Genomic DNA, 20,078 nt, shown 5'->3' on the forward strand with positions numbered 1-20,078 from the left:
AGCGGACCAGGGCATGCCGCGAACGCGCCCCCCTGCACTCCCCCTGTTCACTCCGAGCGCCCGCACGGCCGGGTGAATGGACGCGTGCCGTTGGACAAAGCTCATGGGTGGGGGAACCGAGGGGGGACGGGACCGTGGAGCGGCGGCCGGGGAGCACACCCCGTGTCCGCCGCTCTACGGGCACCGCCGCGTGGTCAGCCGAAGACGGCCAGACTCTTGGCCTTGCCCCGCTGCTCCTCCACGAGCGCGAGGAGGCGGCCGTCGGGGCCGTAGACGGCGATGGCACCGGCACCCGCGTACTCGTCGGGCACCTCCAGCCGTACGCCGTTGGTGAGCAGCCGGGCGCGCCGGGCGTCGACGTCCCAGCGGGGGAACGCCGCCGCGGCCGCCTCGGCGATCGGCATCACGGTCAGTTCCTTCTGGAGCTGGTCGAGCGTCCTGGCGGAGTCCAGCTTGTACGGGCCGACCCGGGTGCGGCGCAGCGCGGTGAGGTGGCCGCCGACGCCGAGGTCGGCGCCCAGGTCACGGGCGAGGGCGCGGATGTAGGTGCCGGAGGAGCAGACCACGGACACCACGAGGTCGAGCACGGGGGTGCCGTCGTCGGCGACGGCGTCGCGGACGTCGTGGACAGCGAAGGAGGAGACCGTCACCGGCCGGGCCGGGATCTCGAACTCCTCACCCTCCCGCGCCCGCTTGTACGACCGCACGCCGTTGATCTTGATGGCGCTGACCTTGGACGGCACCTGCATGATGTCGCCGGTGAGCTTGGCGACGGCGGCGTCGACGGCGTCCCGGGTCACCTTGGAGGCGTCCGTGGCGGAGGTGATCTCGCCCTCGGCGTCGTCGGTGAGCGTGTTCTGGCCGAGCCGGACGGTGCCGACGTACTCCTTCTCGGTCAGCGCGAGATGGCCGAGGAGCTTGGTGGCCTTCTCCACGCCGAGCACGAGCACACCGGTCGCCATCGGGTCGAGGGTGCCCGCGTGGCCGATCCGGCGGGTCCTGGCGATGCCGCGCATCTTGGCCACGACGTCGTGCGAAGTGAAGCCCGACGGCTTGTCGACGATGACGAGGCCGTCGGGCGGGGTGGGCTTGCTGGTCATGCGGTGGTGTCGTCCGTCCCGTCGTCGGACCCCGGCTTCTTGTACGGATCCGCCTCACCGGCGTAGGAGGCACCGGCGGACGTCTCGCGCACCTTCGCGTCGGAGGTGCGGGCCTTGTCGAGGAGGTCCTCGATGTTCCGGGCGGTGTCCGGCAGGGCGTCCGCGACGAAGGCGAGGGTCGGGGTGAACTTCACTCCGGCCGCCCGGCCGACCTCGGAGCGCAGGATGCCCTTGGCGCTCTCCAGGCCGGCGGCGGCGGCCTTCCGCTCCTCTTCGTCCCCGTAGACGGTGTAGAAGACGGTCGCCTCCCGCAGGTCACCCGTGACCCGGGTGTCCGTGATGGTGATGTGCGAGCCGAGCCGCGGGTCCTTGATCCCGCGCTGCAGCTTCTGGGCCACCACCTCTCGGATGAGGTCCGCCAGCCTTTTCGCCCGCGCGTTGTCGGCCACTGGTCCGTCTCCCGTTCTTTCTTCTTCTGCTGCTTGTGCGGTGTGGATGGTGCGGTGGGTGCGGTCTAGTCGTCCTCGCCGTGGAAGCGGCGTCTGACGGACAGCAGCTCCACCTCGGGATGGCCGGCGACCAGTCGTTCGCACCGGTCCAGCACGTCGGTCAGGTGCGTCGCGTCGCCGGAGACCGCGGCGAGACCGATGACGGCCCGCCGGTGGAGGTTCGTGTGGTCCACCTCCGCCGCGCTCACCGCGTACTTGCGCTGGAGCTCGGCGACGATCGGGCGGACGACGGAACGCTTCTCCTTCAGCGAGTGGACGTCGCCGAGGAGCAGGTCGAAGGACAGAGTCCCCACGTACATGTGTGTTTCCGGGTTGCCCGCCGGTACGGGGTCGATGGTCCTGCCTTCTTGGTGGGCAGGGACATCAAGAACGGTACCGCGAACCATGCCGGTGACTCGACGGGTTTCCCGCCGCCCCGGTGGGACGGGGATTCCCGCCCCCCGGTCACGGCCCGTGGGGCCCGTGTCCGGAGCCTCGCGGCCCCGGACACGGCCGTGCCGGCCGACGGGAACTGGTCCCGCCGGCCGGCACGGGGTGTCTGCGGCGTTACGCCCGCGGCTTCTCGCGGAGCTCGTACGTCGCGATGACGTCGTCGACCTTGATGTCGTTGAAGTTTCCGAGGTTGATACCACCCTCGTAGCCTTCGCGGATCTCGGTGACGTCGTCCTTGAAGCGGCGCAGACCCTCGATGTTGAGGTTCTCCGCGATGACCTTGCCATCGCGCAGGAGGCGCGCCTTGGTGTTGCGCTTGACCTCGCCGGAGCGGATGAGCACACCGGCGATGTTGCCCAGCTTGGACGAGCGGAAGACCTCGCGGATCTCCGCCGTGCCGAGCTCGACCTCCTCGTACTCGGGCTTGAGCATGCCCTTGAGGGCCGCCTCGATCTCCTCGATCGCCTGGTAGATGACCGAGTAGTACCGGACGTCCACGCCCTCGCGCTCGGCCATCTGCGCGGCACGCCCGGCGGCGCGCACGTTGTAGCCGATCACGATGGCGTCCGAGCCCATCGCCAGGTCGATGTCCGACTCCGTGACCGCACCGACGCCGCGGTGCAGGACGCGGATGTCGACCTCTTCGCCGACGTCGAGCTGGAGCAGCGAGGACTCGAGGGCCTCGACCGCACCGGACGCGTCGCCCTTGATGATGAGGTTGAGCTGCTGCACCTCGCCGGCCTTGAGCACCTTGTCCAGGTCCTCGAGCGAGACGCGGCGGACGCGCTTGGCGAACGCGGCGTTGCGCTCACGGGCGGCGCGCTTCTCCGCGATCTGACGGGCCGTACGGTCCTCGTCCACCACGATGAAGTTGTCGCCCGCACCCGGGACGTTGGTCAGACCCAGGACCTGCACCGGCGTCGACGGTCCTGCCTCGGCCACGTTGTTGCCGTTGTCGTCGAGCATCGCCCGGACACGGCCGTACGCGTCGCCGACCACCATGGTGTCGCCGACCCGCAGCGTGCCTCGCTGGACGAGCACCGTCGCCACGGCACCGCGGCCGCGGTCGAGGCGGGACTCGATCGCGATGCCCTGCGCGTCCTGCGTCGGGTTGGCCCGCAGGTCGAGCGAGGCGTCGGCGGTCAGGACGACCGCTTCCAGCAGCGAGTCGATGTGCAGACCCTGCTTGGCGGAGATGTCGACGAACATGGTGTCGCCGCCGTACTCCTCGGCCACCAGGCCGTACTCGGTCAGCTGACCGCGCACCTTGGTCGGGTCGGCGCCCTCGACGTCGATCTTGTTGACCGCGACGACGATCGGGACGTCGGCCGCCTTGGCGTGGTTGAGCGCCTCGACCGTCTGCGGCATGACGCCGTCGTTGGCCGCGACGACCAGGATGGCGATGTCCGTCGACCGGGCACCGCGGGCACGCATGGCGGTGAACGCCTCGTGACCCGGGGTGTCGATGAAGGTGATCGCCCGGTCCTCGCCGTTGACCTCGGTCGCGACCTGGTAGGCACCGATGTGCTGGGTGATGCCGCCGGCCTCGCCCGCGATGACGTTCGTCTTGCGGATGGCGTCGAGCAGGCGGGTCTTGCCGTGGTCGACGTGACCCATGACGGTGACGACCGGCGGGCGGACCACGAGGTCGTCCTCGCCGCCCTCGTCCTCGCCGAACTCCAGGTCGAAGGACTCGAGCAGCTCGCGGTCCTCCTCCTCGGGGCTGACGATCTGAACCTGGTAGTTCATTTCGTCGGCGAGGAGCTGGAGCGTCTCGTCGGACACGGACTGCGTGGCCGTGACCATCTCGCCCAGGTTCATCATGACCGCGACGAGCGACGCCGGGTTGGCGTTGATCTTCTCCGCGAAGTCGGTGAGGGACGCACCGCGCGACAGGCGAATGGTCTCGCCGTTGCCGCGAGGCAGCATCACGCCGCCGACCGACGGGGCCTGCATGGCCTCGTACTCCTGGCGCCTCTGCCGCTTCGACTTGCGGCCACGACGCGCGGGACCGCCGGGACGGCCGAAGGCGCCCTGCGTGCCACCACGGCCACCGGGACCACCCGGACGGCCGCCGAAGCCGGGACGGCCACCGCCGCCACCGAAGCCGCCGCCACCGCCGGGACGGCCGGCGAAGCCGCCACCGCCACCGGGACGACCGGCACCGCCGCCGCCACCGCCCGGACGACCGGCGAAGCCGCCGCCGCCACCGGGACGACCGGCACCGCCGGGACGACCCGCACCACCCGGACCGCGACCGCCGCCACCGGGGCCGGGACGCGGGCCGGCAGCGGGACGCTGCGGCATCATGCCGGGGTTCGGGCGCGGACCGCCCGGACGCGGACCGCCCTGCGGACGGGGCATCGAGCCCGGGGTCGGGCGCGGACCGCCCGGAGCCTGCGGACGCGGACCGCCGCCCTGGCCGCCGGGGCCCTGCGGACGGGGACCGGCGCCGGGGGCACCGGGGCCACCGGGACGCGGACCGCCCTGCGGACGCGGCGCCTGCGGACGCGCCATGCCGGTGGAGCCACCGGAGGTGAAGGGGTTGTTGCCCGGACGCGGACCGGCCGGACGGGCACCCGGACGTCCACCCTGACCACCGGGGCGCGCGGCACCCTGGCCCGGACGCGGGCCCTGGCCCTGGCCCTGACCGGGACGGGAACCGGGCTTGGGACCGGCGGGACGGGCGCCGGGCTTCGGCGCGGACGGAGCCGGGGCCGACGGCGGAGCGGTGAACTCCGGCGTGGTCGGCGCTGCCGGAGCCGGACGCGGCGCGGGCTTGGGACCCGGCACCGGACGCGGACCGGGGGCCGGCGCGGACGCCGACGGGGCCGCGGGCTGCGCCGGGGCGGGCCTGGGCGCGGCCGGCGGCTTGGGCGCGGCCGGACGCTCACCCGCCGGCTTGGCCGCGCGGGAGGGACCCCCGGCCTGCGCCGGCGAGGGCGCGGGGGGCCTGGGGGCGGCCTTCCTCGGGGCACCCGGCTTCGCGGCGGACCTGCCGCTGCCGTTGCCCTGCTGGAAGGCGTCAGTCAGTTTGCGTACTACGGGCGCCTCGATCGTCGAGGACGCCGATCGGACGAATTCACCGAGTTCCTGGAGCTTGGCCATGACGACCTTGCTCTCCACGCCGAACTCCTTGGCGAGTTCGTATACCCGGACCTTAGCCACTTCGCTCCTTTGAGGTCCGGGTTGCGGCCGGACCGTCGCTAGTTCATGGGCGTACTCATCGCGTACTCATCGAGTGCTCATCGCAATCTCGACCTGCTTTCGACTCGCGAGGTACCAGGCCGCACGGGGGCTTCCGTACGGCACGTTTTCCTTGCCGTGTTGCCTCAGCAACCTTGTGCCTGCTCGACGTACCGGCGCAACGCCAATACGTCGAGCGGTCCCGGGACGCGGAGTGCCCGCGGGAACGCCCGGCGGCGCACCGCCTGGTCGAGACAGACCGGGGCGGGATGTACATAGGCACCCCGGCCGGGCAGCGTACCGCGAGGATCGGGGACGCACTCTCCCGCGACCACCACGGTCCGCAACAGTTCGTTCTTGGCCGCTCGCTCCCTGCATCCCACACAGGTACGCTCAGGGCATGCGCGGGCACGCGTCCGGCCAGACACAGCTAAGTCTACCTCCCCGCACCGACCTCACCCCCGCGGGGCAAGGATCGAACGGCCGTTGTCGTATTCCGAGCGACCTGTGGCCCGGTTTCCATTCCCCCCGTACGGGTGAACTCCCCCCGCGGCCCCGCCCGAACGCCCGGGGGCGCCTACTCGGACGCCTGCTCGGTGTCCGGGCGGATGTCGATCCGCCAGCCGGTGAGCCGGGCCGCCAGCCGGGCGTTCTGGCCCTCCTTGCCGATCGCCAGCGAGAGCTGGTAGTCCGGCACGGTGACGCGGGCCGACCGGGCGGCCAGGTCCACGACCTCGACCTTGGAGACGCGGGCCGGCGACAGCGCGTTCGCCACCATCTCGGCCGGGTCGTCCGACCAGTCGACGATGTCGATCTTCTCGCCGTTCAGCTCGCCCATCACGTTGCGCACCCGGCCGCCCATGGGGCCGATGCAGGCGCCCTTGGCGTTCAGGCCCGAGCGGGTGGACCGTACGGCGATCTTGGTGCGGTGACCGGCCTCGCGGGCGATCGCGGCGATCTCCACGGAGCCGTCGGCGATCTCCGGGACCTCCAGGGCGAAGAGCTTCTTCACCAGGTTCGGGTGCGTACGGGACAGGGTCACCGAGGGGCCGCGGACGCCCTTGGCGACCCGGACCACGTACGACCGCAGCCGCAGGCCGTGCGGGTAGGTCTCGCCCGGGACCTGCTCCTGCACCGGCAGGATGGCCTCCAGCTTGCCGATGTCGACGAGCACGTTCTTCGGGTCGCGGCCCTGCTGGACGACCCCGGTGACGATGTCGCCCTCGCGGCCGGCGTACTCGCCGAGCGTCGCGTCGTCCTCGGCGTCGCGCAGCCGCTGCAGGATGACCTGCTTGGCGGTGGTGGCGGCGATACGGCCGAAGCCGGACGGGGTGTCGTCGAACTCGCGGGGCTCCTGGCCCTCCTCGAGGTCCTGGGGGTCCTCCTTCGCCCACACGGTCACATGCCCGGTCTGCCGGTTGAGCTCCACGCGCGCGTGGCGGCGGCTTCCCTCGGTGCGGTGGTAGGCGATGAGGAGGGCCGACTCGATCGCCTCGACCAACAGGTCGAAGGAGATCTCCTTCTCTCGTACCAAGCCCCGCAGGGCACTCATGTCGATGTCCACGGCTACGCCTCCTCTTCCTTCTCGTCCTTGCGGCTGAACTCGACCTGCACCCGCGCCTTGACGACGTCCGCGAAGCCGAGTCTGCGGGTCGTGGGCCTGCGCCCCTTCACTCCGGGCACTTCGAGGTCGAGGCCTTCGTCGTCGACCTCGAGGATCCTGGCCACCAGCTCGCCGCCGTCGGCCAGCTGGAACTTCGCCAGCCGGCCCGTGGCGCGCACGTAGTGCCGGTGTTCCCTGAGGAGGCGCTCCGCGCCCGGGGTGCCGACCTCGAGGGTGTACTCGCCCTCGCCCATCGCGTCCGTCTCGTCGAGCCTCGCCGAGAGCGCACGGCTCACATCGGCGATCCGGTCCAGGTCCGCTCCGGTGTCGGAGTCGACGACGACGCGCAGCACACGCCTGCGTCCTACGGAGTCCACGGCGATCTCTTCGAGATCCAGGCCCTGGGAGGTGACGAGCGGTTCCAGCAGTTCCCGCAGCCTCTCGCTCTGGGTGGTGCTCATCCGGGTGACTCCTCGGCCGCGTGTGCTGTTGTGGGGTGGTCGCGTGTCTGGTCAAAGGGTATCCGGTCGAAAGGGGTGTTGCCGTCCACCTGGCCAGGGACGGTGCCGCTGGGTGGTGCGCGCGCGGGGCGCGGGTACCGTGATCATGGGCGAGCCGCCCTGCCCCTCCCGTCCATTTCGTTCGTACGCACCCGAGGACGTCTGCCGTGCCGTTCCCCTCACCTCCGCGCGCCCTGGCGGGCCCGCGCAGAAGGAGCCTGCTCGCCTCGGCCGCAGGGGCCGCCCTGCTCGTGGGCTGCTCCACCGGTTCCGACGACCCCGACCGCACGGGCAAGGTCCCGTCGCCCGACGAGCGCGCACGCGCGCGTGCGGCGCGCGACAGCGAGGAGCTCGCCGGGATGTACGACGCGGTGATGGCCGCGCATCCGGCGCTGGCGGAGCGGCTGCGGCCGCTGCGCGCGCAGGTCGCGGTGCACGTGGAAGCGTTCGGCGGCACCGCGAAGGCCTCGCCGGGCACGACGGCGTCGACCACACCGAGCACGGCCTCGACCGCGCCGTCGACGGACTCGGCCACGCGGTCGACGGACTCGGCCACGCCCGAGGGCTCCGGCTCGCCCGAGGACTCGACGGCACCGGCGGGCGCCGAGGCGTCGGGCTCTCCGGCCGCCCCGGAGACCGCGAAGTCCGCCCTGGCCTCTCTCGCCGCCGCCGAGCGCTCCCTGTCCGACCGGCGCACGGCGGCCCTGCTCCAGGTGTCCGGCGAGCTGGCCCGCCTGCTGGCCTCGGTGGCGGCGGCCGGGGCCGCCCACGCGTATCTCCTCACGGAAGGTGACAAGTGAGCCAGGTGACGGATCGTCGGCGGCTGGAGGCCCTCCAGGCGGCGCTCGCCGCCGAGCACGCGGCCGTGTACGGGTACGGCGTCGTCGGGGGGCGGATCGGCGAGAGCCGGCGGGCCGAGGCACGGTCGGCGTACGACGCCCATCGGGCCCGCCGGGACGCCCTGGTGCGCGACGTGCGGGACCTGGGCGGGCAGCCGGTGGCCGCGGCGGCCGCCTACGCGCTGCCGTTCCCGGTGCCGGACTCCGCGGCGGCGGTACGGTTCGCCGCCGAGCTGGAGGAACGCGTGGCCGGGGTGTACTCCGACCTGGTCCGGGCCGGCGCGGGCGAGCGGCGGCGGGAGGCCGCCGGGGCGCTGCGCGAGGCGGCGGTCCGGGCGGTGCGCTGGCGCGGGGAGAGCGTAGCCTTCCCTGGTCTCGCCGAACGGTCCGGTGCGGCGGGCAGGCCCACGGCCTCGACGGCACCGACGCCGTAGAGCGTGCGGATCCCACGGATCGGCGGGGACGGACGGGACGGCAGGGGCAGGAGAAACCGGACATCACAGCAGGCGCCCACGGCACACCGCGACAGCGGAGAACGCGTCCGCGAAGTCCAGGAAGGCCAGGAAGGAGCGACTCGACATGGCTTTCGAACCGCCGCGGCGTCTGGTGCGGGCGATGGGTGAGACCGCTCCGGAGGGGGACGACTGGCTGGAGAAGCTGCCCGGACTGGCGCGGCAGGCCGTGGCGCTGCGCGAGCTGACCGTCGAGCGCGTGCAGATGCCCGGCGGACGCAGCAGCCTCGTCGTCCTGGTGCGGACGGCGGACGGGACGCCGGCCGTGCTCAAACTCGCCCCTGCCCGGGCCCGTCCGGAAAGCGAGCGGGTCGCGCTCGCGCACTGGGGCGGGCGGGGCGCCGTGCAGTTGCTGGAGGACGGTCCGGTCCCGGTCGAGGGTGTGCTGCTGCTGGAGCGACTGCACCCGGACGTGTCGGTGCGGTCGCTGCCGGAGGCGAGGGCGCTGCTGGAGGCGGCGGGCACCTTGCGGCGCCTGTGGGTCGAACCGCCCGCCGGGCACTGCTTCGAGACGGTCGAGGAGCGGACCGGGCGGCAGGCCGAGGCGATGCGGGCGGACGCGGAGACCGACGCTGAGGTGGCGCCGCTGGTCGAGGCGGCGCTCGCGGCCCGCGCGGAACTGCTGACCGCGCCGCCCGAGCGACGGCTGCTGCACGGCACGTTCCGGCAGAGCAAGGTGCTCGCCGGGGACCGGATGCCGTGGCTGGCCGTGGGCCCGGACCCGGTGGTCGGCGAGCCCGCCTTCGACCTGGCGCGGCTGGTCCGCGACCGGGTGGAGGACCTGATCGCCGCACCGTCCGGAGCCGCCACCGCCCGGCGCCGGATCAAGCGGCTGGCGGAGTCGCTGGAGGTCGACCGGGACCGCCTGCGCGGCTGGACGCTCTTCCGGGCCGTGGAGTCCGGCGTGCGCGCCCGCCGCGTGGGCCGCCCGAAGGACGCGGAACTCCTCCTGGAATTCGCCACCTGGCTCTGACCCCGCGGACGTGGACACGGCGCCGGTGCCGGGCGGGGGATCGTGATCCGCACGCGGGCCCGGGTGCGTCCCTGGTCGCCTTGCGGCTGGACGCACCCGGCCCCGCGTTGCGAGGGACGGACCGTGAGTGTCGCTCTCCCGTGACCCTGGCCCGGTGTCGCCGGGCGGGACTACGCGGTGAGGCGGGTGATGGCGTCCTCGATCGGGAGTTCCTCGCGCTCGCCGGTGCGGCGGTCCTTCAGCTCGACCACGCCCTCGGCCGCGCGGCGGCCGACGACCAGGATCTGCGGGACGCCGATGAGCTCGGAGTCGGTGAACTTCACGCCCGGGGAGACGCCGGCCCGGTCGTCGACCAGGACGCGGACGCCTGCCGCGGCCAGCTTCTGGGACACCTCCAGGGCCACCTCGGTCTGGAGGGCCTTGCCGGCGGCGACCACGTGCACGTCGGCCGGGGCGACCTCCTTCGTCCAGACCAGGCCCTTGTCGTCGGCGTGCTGCTCGGCGAGGGCCGCGACGGCGCGGGAGACGCCGATGCCGTAGGAACCCATGGTGACGCGGACCGGCTTGCCGTTCTGGCCGAGCACGTCGAGCTTGAGGGCGTCGGCGTACTTGCGGCCGAGCTGGAAGATGTGGCCGATCTCGATGGCCCGGTCCAGCTTGAGGCCGGTGCCGCACTTCGGGCAGGGGTCGCCGTCCTGCACGACGACGACGTCGACGTACTCGTCGACGTCGAAGTCGCGCCCTGCGACCACGTTCTTCGCGTGCGTGTTCTCCTTGTTGGCTCCGGTGATCCAGGACGTACCGGGCGCCACGCGCGGGTCGGCGATGTACGTCACCTTGTCCAGGCCCTGCGGACCGACGTAGCCGCGGACCAGGTCCGGGCGGCCCACGAAGTCCTCGGCGGTGACCAGCTCGACGGCGGCCGGGGCGAAGTGCTCCTCGACCTTGCCCATGTCGACCTCGCGGTCACCGGGGACGCCGATGGCGACGATCTCCCCGCCGACCTTGACCAGCAGGTTCTTCAGCGTGGCGGAGGCCGGCACGCCGAGGGAGGCGGCGAGGGTCTCGATCGTGGGGGTGTCCGGGGTGGGGATCTCCTGGGCCGCGGGCACGGCGGAGCCGTCCACCGGCACCAGCTCGTACGTGATCGCCTCGGTGTTGGCGGCGAAGTCGCAGTTCGGGCAGTCGGCGAAGGTGTCCTCGCCGGCGGCGGCCGGGGCGAGGAACTCCTCCGACTTGGAGCCGCCCATCGCACCCGAGGTCGCGGCGCAGATCCGGTAGTCCAGGCCCAGGCGCTCGAAGATCCGCTGGTAGGCCTGGCGGTGCAGGGCGTAGGACTCGGCGAGGCCCTCGTCGGCGAGGTCGAAGGAGTAGGAGTCCTTCATCAGGAACTCGCGCCCGCGCAGGATGCCCGCGCGGGGCCGCGCCTCGTCCCGGAACTTGGTCTGGATCTGGTAGAGGATGACCGGCAGGTCCTTGTAGGAGGTCGCCTGGTCCTTCACCATCAGGGTGAAGATCTCCTCGTGGGTCGGTCCGAGGAGGTAGTCGCCGCCCTTGCGGTCCTTCAGGTGGAACAGCTCGGGGCCGTACTCGTCCCAGCGGCCGGTGGCGTCGTACGGCTCACGGGGCAGCAGCGCGGGCAGCAGCACCTCCTGGGCGCCGATACCGTCCATCTCCTCGCGGACGATCCGCTCCACGTTGGCGAGGACCTTCTTGCCCAGCGGCAGCCAGCTCCAGATCCCGGCGGCGGTGCGCCGCACGTAACCCGCGCGGACCAGCAGCTTGTGGCTCAGGACCTCGGCGTCCGCCGGGTCGTCGCGCAGCGTCTTCGCCAACAACTGGGACATGCGCTGGACCGGTGCGTTGGCCATGGTTCTCGTACTCCTGCCGATGGTGGCCCCCGCTCGGGCGGGGCCGAGAGTGGGGGAAGCTGATGGCTAGGAGGTTAGCCGGGCTTGCCGCGCCGGTGGAAATCGGTTAAAGCCGACCGGGCGCCGCGTCCGGACGGCGGCGCAGCGGCAGCGGGGCGCCCATCACGGCGTACGGTTTCGGCGCACTCGGGAAGAGCACCTGGCGGGCGAGGTCCTCGTAGCCCAGGGAGTGGTAGAGGCCGCGGGCCGGGCTGTCGGTGTCGATCGCGGAGAGGATCGAGCGGGGCTCGCCCGCACCGTCGGTGATGGTGGTGATCAGGGCCCGTCCGATGCCGCGGTTCTGGTGGCTCGGGTGGACGTGCAGCTCGGTGATCACGAAGGAGTCGTCGAGCCAGTCGCCGTGACCGCGGGCGCGCAGGTAGGGCTCGACGACGGTGGACCACCAGTGGGTACGGTCGTTGGGCATGCCGTAGACGAATCCGACGAGCCGGCCGTCGGCCGTGGTGGCGCCGAACGCGCGGGCCCCCCGGCAGGTCATGTGGCGCAGCACGATCTGCCGGCGAACGGCCACCTCGTCGGCGCCCAGACCGAAGGCGACGGCCTGCACGGCGAGCGCCTCGTCGACGTGGGCCGATAGGTCGAGGGGGCCGATCACGACGTCGTCGCGGCGGCGGTGTCCGCGATCGGGGAAGTGCGCCATGCCGGGGAGACTACAGGGCGTGCACGGGGCTCTGAACGGCGCAGTGAGGCGCAGGTCAGAACAGGACGCTCATGAAGGCGCCGACCTCGCGGAAGCCCGTCCTCAGGTAGGTCCGCCGGGCCGCGGTGTTGAAGTCGTTCACGTACAGACTGACCACCGGGGCCACGTCGGCCAGCGCGTACCGCAGGACCGCCGCCATGCCGGGGGCCGCCAGACCGCGGCCGCGGTACTCGGGTGCCACCCACACTCCCTGGATCTGGCAGGCCTCGTGGGTCGCGGCGCCGATCTCCGCCTTGAACATCACCTTGCCGTGCTCGTCGAGGCGTGCGAAGGAGCGGCCGGAGCCGACGAGTTCGGCGACCCGGGCCTGGTAGAGCAGGCCGCCGTCCCCGGCGAGCGGGGAGACGCCGACCTCCTCGGTGAACATCGCCACGCAGGCCGGCATGATCGTCTCCACCTCGTCCTTGCGGATGCGGCGGACGTAGGGATCGGGAGCGATGTGGGCCGACATGCGGTCGGTGACCATGAGCGGCTGGTGCGCGCGGATCTCGCGGGCCGGGCCCCAGCCGGGTTCCAGGAGCCGCCACAGCTGGGCGGTGGGTTCGGCCGGTCCGACGATGGAGGAGCAGCGGCGGCCGGCCCGGCGGGCGCGGTCCGCGAAGGCCCTCACGGCCCGGGGGGTGGCACAGATAGGGACGAGGTTGGCCCCCGCGTAGCACAGGGACGTCAGTATGCCGCCCTCGTACCAGCCCCACATCTCGCCGCCGAGCCGCCACGGGTCCAGTCCGGCGACCTGAACGCGGGATGTCACGAAGGCGTTCGCGACCGGCTCGCGGCCGAGGACCGCGAGCGCGGCGTCGAGGTCGCTCGGTCCGAGGACCGTGGTGGTCGTCTGGGTCAACACGTCGGCGGGGCCTCACCACGAGGGTCTACTGGTTCCCGCACTGTACCTGCCAGGAACGGGGGACGCCGCCCGGCGGTGAACAGCACCGGACGGCGTCCCCCTGCCCCTGGGGACGGCCCGTCTCCTACCCGGACCGGTCCTCCTTGACACGCGTCACCAGCTGGGTGGGATTGACGAAGCGCAGCGCGATCACGAGCAGCACGAGCATCGACAGCGTGTACATCACGGCCATCGCGTCGATGGACTGCTGGGTGCGGATACCGGCCGAGAAGACGGCGTAGTAGAGCGCCACGACGAGGGTCTGGCTGTCCGGACCCGCGGTGAGGAAGGTGAGTTCGAACATGCCGACGGTGCGGACCAGGACCAGGACGGAGGCGGCGAGGATCCCGGGCACCAGCAGCGGTGCGAGGACGCGCAGCAGGACGGAGCCGGTGCGGGCCCCGCACATCCGGGCGGCCGCCTCGATCCTGGGGTCGATCTGCTCGATGAACGGGGTCATGGTCAGGACGACGAACGGCACCGACGGCACCAGGTTCGCCAGCACCACCCCGGTCAGGGTCCCGGCGAGCTGGAACTTGTACAGGACGGTGGCCAGCGGGATGCCGTAGGTGAGCGGCGGCACCAGGATCGGCAGCACGAACAGCAGCAGCACGGCCTTCTTGCCGGGGAAGTCCCGCCGGGCCAGCGCGTAGGCGGCCGGCACCCCGATCACCACGGACAGGACGACGACGAGCACGGACACCAGCGCCGTGGTCCAGAAGACCTGGCCGAGCTGGAACTCCCGCCAGGCGGAGCCGTACCACTTCGTCGTCCAGCCCTGCGGCAGCCAGCTGGTGAACCAGCGGGTGCCCAGGGAGTCGACGAGCGGGACGCCGATGACCCCGGCGAGCTGGAGGAAGAAGAACCCGAAGACGACGGCGGCGATCCAGGTGCCGGGGCGGATCCGGCGCCACCGGGAGGGGGCGGCCGGATCCGGTCCGGCCTGGGCCGCGGGGGTCTGGACGAGGTCGGCCATCAGCCCTTGCCTCCCGTCGCGCCTCGGTACAGCAGCGACCGCCAGGCGAGCACCAGGACGACGACCGCGAGCATCACCGCGGCCATGATCATGGCGATGGCGGAACCGAGGGAGTAGTCGAATTTCTGGAACGCCGCCTGGTACGCCTCGATCGAGATCACATGGGTGGACTTGCGCGGGTCACCGACCAGTTGCGCGGACGGGAACACCGCGAACGCCAGGACGAACGACAGGCAGAAGGTGATGGCCAGGCCCGGTGCGAGCAGCGGCAGGAGCACGTACCGCAGCCGCTTGCGCCAGTCCGCGCCGAGCGTCGCGGCGGCCTGCTCCAGGCTGGGGTCGATACCGGTCAGGTACGACAGCGTCAGCAGGTAGGAGAAGGGGAAGCCGGTGATGATCAGCGAGGCCAGCACACCCCAGTAGTTGTGCACCAGGGCGAGCGGTTCGTCGATGAGGCCGAGTCCCAGCAGGGCCTTGTTGAACCAGCCGTTGGGGCCGAGGTAGCCGAGCAGGCCCTGGGCGGTGAGGACCGTGCCGAGCGTGATCGGCATCACCAGCAGCGTCGTGATCAGCCGCCGGCCCCGGAACGGTCCGCGGGTGCGGAACGCGACCGGCACGGCGGCAAGGCAGTTGATCAGCGCGGCGGGCACGGCCAGGCCCAGCGTGATCCACAGGGTCTCCCGCAGGTACGGATCGCTGAAGAAGAGCCGGTAGTTGGCGAACGGCCCCCCGCCCTGGGCGGGTTGGAAGGACAGTCCGAGGCCGTAGAAGAACGGGTAGCAGAACAGCACCGCGAGGAAGAGCACGCCCGGGACCGCGAGGAGCAGGAGCCGGTCGACCCCGCGCTCGGCCAGCCGGTGGCGCAGCGCGGGCCGGGCCGCCGGGGGTTCCGGCGGCGCGGGCGGCGGGGCCGCGCGGGTGTCGGTGGCGCTCATGTCGCCACCTGCTTCGGGGTGTCGCGCCCCTCCCGGGGCTCGCGCGACGTCCCGGCCGTGCTCTCGCCCGCCGGTGCGCCCGCCGGGCTGTGCGGGTCGGCGGAGTCCGGCTCCCCGCCCTCGGGGGAGGACGGTCCGGCCTCGGCGCCGGGGCCGCGGGACGGCCCGTCACCGCTGTCGCCCGGCTGTCCGCCGCCGTCGTCGGCGGCGAAGACCAGGACCCGGTCGGGCGGTGCGACGAGCCGTACCGAGTCGTCGGGCGCGAGCCGCTTCCCGGTGCGGAAGTGGACCCGGCGGCCGTCCGTCAGCCGTGCCTGGACGGCGAGTTCGCGTCCGTGGTACTCGACGACCTCCACCGTCGCGGGCAGTCCCGTCGTGCCGGAAGTACCGTCGGCTCGCTCGTCCCCGACCGCCACGTCCAGGTCCTCGGGGCGGATGGCCGCCGTGACCCGGCCCCCGGCCGCCACACCGTCCCGGTCGAGCCCGACCAGCGGGCTGCCCGCGATGTCGACGACCACATGGGAGCCGCGGATCCCGGTGACGGTGGCGTCCAGCAGGGTGCGGTAGCCCATGAAGGAGGCGACGTAGCGGTTGGCCGGGCGGCTGTAGACCTCCTCGGGGGTGCCGATCTGCTGGGTGCGGCCGTCGCGCAGCACGACGAGCCGGTCCGCGAGGGAGAGGGCCTCCTCCTGGTCGTGCGTGACGTACACGGTGGTCAGTCCGAGCCGCTGGTGCAGGCGGCGGATCTCCGCCCGCATCTCCAGCCGCAGCGCGGCGTCGAGGTTGGACAGCGGTTCGTCCATCAGCACCAGGCGCGGCTCCAGGACGATGGCGCGGGCGATGGCGACCCGCTGCTGCTGGCCGCCGGAGAGCTGACCGGGCCGCTTGTGGGCGTGCGCGGTCAGCTGCACCATGTCCAGGGCCCGGGTGACCCGTTCGGCGGCCTCGGCCCTGGGGACCTTCGCCATCTTCAGGCCGAAGCCGACGTTGTTCCGGACGGTCATGTGCGGGAACAGGGCGTAGTTCTGGAAGACCATGCCGAACCCGCGCCGCTCGGGGGCCAGTTGGTCGACGCGTTCCCCGTCGAGGAAGATCTGGCCGCCGGTCAGCGGCAGCAGTCCGGCCAGGCAGTTGAGGGCGGTGGACTTTCCGCATCCGGAGGGGCCGAGCAGCGCCACGAACTCGCCGCCCGAGATCTCCAGGTCCAGTCCCCGCAGGGCCTGGTGTCCGCCGAAGCTGCGGGTGACCCCGGCCAGGCGCAGGGTCGAGATGCGGGCCCCCGTCACTGGCCGGCCACCTGACGGTTCCACAGGTCGAACGCCTTGACCTGCGCCTGCGAGGACAGCGACGGCTTCTTCGGGAACTGGTCGATCCAGGTGTCGAACTCGGGGACGCCGTACTCCTTGATGACCTGCTGGGACTTGGCGGGCGCCATCGACAGGGGCACGTCCTTGACGGCCGGGCCCGGGTAGAAGTAGCCGTCGTCGTAGGCCTTCGCCTGCTGCTCGGGGGTGAGCATCCAGTGGAGCAGGTTGAGCACCGCGGACATCTTGTCGGCGCTGACTCCCTTGGGGACCACCGCGTACTGGGCGTCGGTCACCCAGGTCATGTCGTCGAAGTGGCCGGCCTTCATCTTCTTCGGCACGGTGCCCAGGGCACGCGGGTTGATGTACCACCCGGTGGTGCTCATGACCATGTCGACCTGACCGGTGGCCAGGTTCTTCATCGTCTCGGACGTGCCCGAGGCGTACACGTCGACGTACTTGTCGAGTTCCTTCAGGTACGCCCACGTCTTGTCCCACCCCTTCTCGGGGTCGGACGGGTCCTTGTCGCCGAGGAGGTACGGCAGCCCCATCAACCAGGTGCGCCCCGGGCCCGAGTTGGCCGGGTCGGCGTACTGGAAGCGCTTGGGGTGCGCCTTGGCCCAGGCGAGGAGTTCCTGCGGGGTCTTCGGCGGGTTGGGCACCTTGGCCGGGTCGTACTCGAACAGCGGCCCCGACGGGTAGTACACGACGGCCGTGCCCTTGCCCTGCGCCAGCGCGGCCATGTCCGCCGCCGGCGGCAGGTAGTCCGGGTTGCCGATGGCGTCCTGGTGCGCGGACATGTCCGCCCAGAGGTCCTGTTCGAGCCCGGCGGCGAGACCGTCGGTGCCGGTGAGGACCATGTCGATCTGGACGCGTCCGGCCTGCTGCTGGGCCTTGATCTTGCCGGCGAGTTCCGGCGCGGGCGCCTTGGAGTACGAGATCTTGCTGACGATCTCCGGGTGCTTCTTCTGGAACTCGTCGATCATGCCCTGGGTCAACTGGAGGTTCCCCGCGACGTCGAGGATCTCCAGGGAGACCGGCTTGCCGGGCTTGTCCGGCACCTTCTGGGTGGACTGCCCCTTGTCCCCCGACGACTGACTGCTCGGCGCGCTGCATCCGACCACCGTGACCGCGAGCAACAAGCCGGCGGCCACCAGGCGCTGAACGGACGGCATACGAAGACTGGCTCTGTGGACGGTGCGGGACACAGCAACTCCCTGCGGGCGTCGGCCCGATATTCGTCAGCGATGGTGAGGAAACGCTTTCTCGGCCTTGTGCCCGAACAAAATCCTGCCAGCCATCGGATCTGTCAAGAAGGTGCGCCGGTCGAACCACGGACGTGCAGGTCAACGGGGATGGACTCGCACTCGATATCGCCCTCGCCCGCCATCAGCCGCAGCAACGCGGCACCGGCCGCCTGCCCGAGCCTCCCTCGGGGAATCGCTACCGTGGTGAGGGGCGGCGCCGAGAAGCGCGCCATGTCGATCTCGTCGAAGCCCGTCAGGGACACGTCGCCGGGCACCCGGACGCCGAGTTCGGCGAAACGCGCGAGCAGACCGAGCGCCACGAAGTCGTTGTAGGCCATCACGGCGCTCGCGCCGGTGCCGAGGGCGGCGTCAGCCGCCGCGTATCCGTCGTCGGCGGTGGAGCCGCCGTCGACCGTGCGCACCCGCAGTCCGAAGTCCTCCGCGGCGGCGAGGGCGCGCATCCGCTCGTGGTGGGCCCAGGCCTGCCCGGGCCCGGCGACGTAGACGACGTCCCGGTGTCCGAGTTGGGCGAGGTGACCGCACAGAGCGAGGACGCCGCGGAAGAAGTCGACGGTGATCGCCCGCAGTCCGAGGCCGGGCTCCTGCCGGTTGGTGACCAGGATCGGGGTGTCGCGGCCGGTCAGCGCGACGACGTCGGCGCGCGGCATGCGCGGGGAGCAGAGCAGCAGGCCGTCCGCGTACCGGACGAGGTCCTCGGCCAGTTCCCGCTCGGCGGCGGGGTCCTCGTTGGAGTCCATGACCAGGACGCGGGACCCGTTGGATCTGGCCACCGCGGAGAGGGCCTTGATGATGTCGTGGAAGTACTGGTTCGCCAGGTCCGGGACGAGCACCCCGAGCGTGCCGGAGCGTCCCCTGGCGAGGCCCTGCGCCGCGGCGTTCGGGCGGTAGCCCAGCTCGGCGATGGCCTCGCGGACGCGGTCGGCGAGGTCCGGGGCGACGGTGCCGACCTGGTTGATCACCCGCGAGACGGTCGACACGGAGGCGCCGGAGGCGCGGGCCACATCGGCGATGGTGACGCGTTTGCGCCCCCGGCCCGAGGACCGTTTCGCGGGCCCCTCGCCGCCGTGTCCGGCGCGCTCTCCGGTGCGCCGCGCTGTGGTCATCGCATCCCCCCTGGAGTCGTCCGGTGCCGAGATAGCGGTTTCTCAGCCTGCTCGTTGGCAAGTTAGCAGTCACAGGCGAGCGGGAAGAGAGCGTGGACGGCGGTGATGCGTGAACCGTCGCAACATTTCGGTGACGACGCTTTCCGGAGAACCGGACAGCCCCGCCCTTGAGGGGCGGGGCTGCGGTGTGGCGCGGCGGGTGCGGCGAGGTGGGACGAGGCTGCGGTGCGGAGGTCAGCCGCTGACCGAGATCTCCGGCTCGCCCGAGGCGACGCCGTCCTGCTCCATCTGCTCGGCGAGCTTCATCGCCTCCTCGATCAGGGTCTCCACGATCTTCGACTCGGGCACGGTCTTGATGACCTCGCCCTTCACGAAGATCTGCCCCTTGCCGTTGCCCGACGCGACCCCGAGGTCGGCCTCGCGGGCCTCACCCGGACCGTTGACGACGCAGCCCATCACCGCGACGCGCAACGGCACCTCCATGCCGGTCAGACCGGCCGTGACCTCCTCGGCCAGCTTGTACACGTCGACCTGGGCACGGCCGCAGGACGGGCAGGAGACGATCTCCAGGCCACGCTGCCGCAGGTTCAGCGACTCCAGGATCTGGATGCCGACCTTGACCTCCTCGACCGGCGGCGCGGACAGCGACACCCGGATGGTGTCGCCGATGCCCTGGGAGAGCAGCGCGCCGAAGGCGACGGCCGACTTGATCGTGCCCTGGAAGGCGGGACCGGCCTCGGTGACACCGAGGTGGAGGGGGTAGTCACACCTCTCGGCGAGCTGCCGGTAGGCCTCGATCATCACGACCGGGTCGTTGTGCTTGACCGAGATCTTGATGTCGCGGAAGTCGTGCTCCTCGAAGAGGGACGCCTCCCACAGGGCCGACTCGACCAACGCCTCCGGAGTCGCCTTCCCGTACTTCTGGAGCAGCCGACGGTCCAGCGACCCCGCGTTCACACCGATACGGATCGGCGTGCCGTGGTCCTTGGCCGCCTTGGCGATCTCCCTGACCTTGTCGTCGAACTGCTTGATGTTGCCCGGGTTCACCCGGACCGCCGCGCACCCCGCCTCGATCGCCGCGAACACGTACTTCGGCTGGAAATGGATGTCCGCGATCACCGGGATCTGCGACTTGCGCGCGATCGTCGCCAGCGCGTCCGCGTCGTCCTGCGTCGGACACGCCACCCGCACGATCTGGCACCCCGACGCCGTCAGCTCCGCGATCTGCTGCAACGTCGCCCCGACGTCCGACGTACGCGTCGTCGTCATCGACTGCACCGACACCGGCGCGTCCCCGCCCACCGCCACCGACCCGACCTGGATC

General features: G+C 71.9%; 19 protein-coding genes. 3 read left to right on the plus strand and 16 right to left on the minus strand.

What is annotated here, in order from left to right:
- Positions 1-194: 194 nt before the first annotated feature.
- The 7 genes from truB to rimP form a co-directional block, all read right to left on the minus strand.
- Entirely contained in the window at positions 195-1,100 is a 906-nt protein-coding gene (gene truB / locus ACTYVM_RS35730; RefSeq protein WP_445529942.1) for a tRNA pseudouridine(55) synthase TruB, read from the minus strand.
- Positions 1,097-1,549, minus strand: a complete 453-nt coding sequence (rbfA, locus tag ACTYVM_RS35735; protein ID WP_445529943.1) for a 30S ribosome-binding factor RbfA — start codon at positions 1,547-1,549, stop codon at positions 1,097-1,099. Before rbfA ends, truB begins: the two co-directional genes overlap by 4 nt.
- A gap of 65 nt (positions 1,550-1,614) precedes the next feature.
- Positions 1,615-1,908, minus strand: a complete 294-nt coding sequence (locus ACTYVM_RS35740) for a DUF503 domain-containing protein (RefSeq protein WP_445529944.1) — start codon at positions 1,906-1,908, stop codon at positions 1,615-1,617.
- Between the two features lie 247 nt (positions 1,909-2,155).
- Positions 2,156-5,209, minus strand: coding sequence for a translation initiation factor IF-2 (gene infB, locus ACTYVM_RS35745; RefSeq protein WP_445529945.1), 3,054 nt, complete (start codon positions 5,207-5,209; stop codon positions 2,156-2,158).
- A gap of 164 nt (positions 5,210-5,373) precedes the next feature.
- Positions 5,374-5,655 (minus strand): YlxR family protein, encoded by a 282-nt coding sequence (locus ACTYVM_RS35750; RefSeq protein ID WP_445529946.1) that lies wholly within the window; start codon positions 5,653-5,655, stop codon positions 5,374-5,376.
- A 149-nt stretch (positions 5,656-5,804) separates the two neighbouring features.
- A complete protein-coding gene (gene nusA / locus ACTYVM_RS35755; protein WP_400034513.1) occupies positions 5,805-6,791 on the minus strand; it encodes a transcription termination factor NusA in 987 nt (328 codons plus the stop codon).
- Positions 6,792-6,793: 2 nt separating this feature from the next.
- A complete protein-coding gene (gene rimP, locus ACTYVM_RS35760; protein WP_445529947.1) occupies positions 6,794-7,291 on the minus strand; it encodes a ribosome maturation factor RimP in 498 nt (165 codons plus the stop codon).
- A gap of 206 nt (positions 7,292-7,497) precedes the next feature.
- Here rimP and ACTYVM_RS35765 point away from each other — a divergent pair, with 206 nt between their 5' ends.
- From ACTYVM_RS35765 to ACTYVM_RS35775, 3 genes are all read left to right on the plus strand, one after another.
- Positions 7,498-8,130 carry a hypothetical protein gene (locus ACTYVM_RS35765; protein WP_445529948.1) on the plus strand — a complete coding sequence of 211 codons (633 nt, stop codon included), beginning with the start codon at positions 7,498-7,500 and terminating at the stop codon, positions 8,128-8,130.
- Entirely contained in the window at positions 8,127-8,603 is a 477-nt protein-coding gene (locus tag ACTYVM_RS35770; protein ID WP_445529949.1) for a ferritin-like domain-containing protein, read from the plus strand. Before ACTYVM_RS35765 ends, ACTYVM_RS35770 begins: the two co-directional genes overlap by 4 nt.
- Positions 8,604-8,748: 145 nt before the next feature.
- The gene (locus tag ACTYVM_RS35775) at positions 8,749-9,654 is read left to right on the plus strand and encodes an aminoglycoside phosphotransferase family protein (RefSeq protein WP_445529950.1); all 906 of its coding nucleotides are present in this window, start codon (positions 8,749-8,751) and stop codon (positions 9,652-9,654) included.
- A 170-nt stretch (positions 9,655-9,824) separates the two neighbouring features.
- Here ACTYVM_RS35775 and ACTYVM_RS35780 read toward each other — a convergent pair whose 3' ends face one another.
- The 9 genes from ACTYVM_RS35780 to ispG all read right to left on the minus strand — a co-directional run bounded on the left by ACTYVM_RS35780 (position 9,825) and on the right by ispG (position 20,077).
- Positions 9,825-11,525 carry a proline--tRNA ligase gene (locus tag ACTYVM_RS35780; protein WP_445529951.1) on the minus strand — a complete coding sequence of 567 codons (1,701 nt, stop codon included), beginning with the start codon at positions 11,523-11,525 and terminating at the stop codon, positions 9,825-9,827.
- 106 nt (positions 11,526-11,631) lie between these two features.
- A complete protein-coding gene (locus ACTYVM_RS35785; RefSeq protein WP_445529952.1) occupies positions 11,632-12,225 on the minus strand; it encodes a GNAT family N-acetyltransferase in 594 nt (197 codons plus the stop codon).
- Between the two features lie 55 nt (positions 12,226-12,280).
- Complete coding sequence (locus ACTYVM_RS35790) at positions 12,281-13,129, minus strand: GNAT family N-acetyltransferase (protein ID WP_445529953.1); 849 nt, start codon at positions 13,127-13,129, stop codon at positions 12,281-12,283.
- Between the two features lie 124 nt (positions 13,130-13,253).
- The gene (locus ACTYVM_RS35795; protein ID WP_445529954.1) at positions 13,254-14,144 is read right to left on the minus strand and encodes an ABC transporter permease; all 891 of its coding nucleotides are present in this window, start codon (positions 14,142-14,144) and stop codon (positions 13,254-13,256) included.
- The gene (locus ACTYVM_RS35800; RefSeq protein WP_445529955.1) at positions 14,144-15,079 is read right to left on the minus strand and encodes an ABC transporter permease; all 936 of its coding nucleotides are present in this window, start codon (positions 15,077-15,079) and stop codon (positions 14,144-14,146) included. The genes ACTYVM_RS35795 and ACTYVM_RS35800 overlap by 1 nt, the downstream gene beginning before the upstream one ends.
- Positions 15,076-16,365, minus strand: coding sequence for an ABC transporter ATP-binding protein (locus tag ACTYVM_RS35805; RefSeq protein WP_445529956.1), 1,290 nt, complete (start codon positions 16,363-16,365; stop codon positions 15,076-15,078). Before ACTYVM_RS35805 ends, ACTYVM_RS35800 begins: the two co-directional genes overlap by 4 nt.
- A complete protein-coding gene (locus ACTYVM_RS35810; protein WP_445529957.1) occupies positions 16,362-17,558 on the minus strand; it encodes an ABC transporter substrate-binding protein in 1,197 nt (398 codons plus the stop codon). Before ACTYVM_RS35810 ends, ACTYVM_RS35805 begins: the two co-directional genes overlap by 4 nt.
- 134 nt (positions 17,559-17,692) lie before the next feature.
- Positions 17,693-18,754 carry a LacI family DNA-binding transcriptional regulator gene (locus ACTYVM_RS35815; RefSeq protein WP_445529958.1) on the minus strand — a complete coding sequence of 354 codons (1,062 nt, stop codon included), beginning with the start codon at positions 18,752-18,754 and terminating at the stop codon, positions 17,693-17,695.
- A 234-nt stretch (positions 18,755-18,988) separates the two neighbouring features.
- The gene (ispG, locus tag ACTYVM_RS35820) at positions 18,989-20,077 is read right to left on the minus strand and encodes a flavodoxin-dependent (E)-4-hydroxy-3-methylbut-2-enyl-diphosphate synthase (protein WP_445529959.1); all 1,089 of its coding nucleotides are present in this window, start codon (positions 20,075-20,077) and stop codon (positions 18,989-18,991) included.
- Position 20,078 lies beyond the last annotated feature (1 nt).

Source organism: Streptomyces cyslabdanicus (assembly GCF_052663305.1).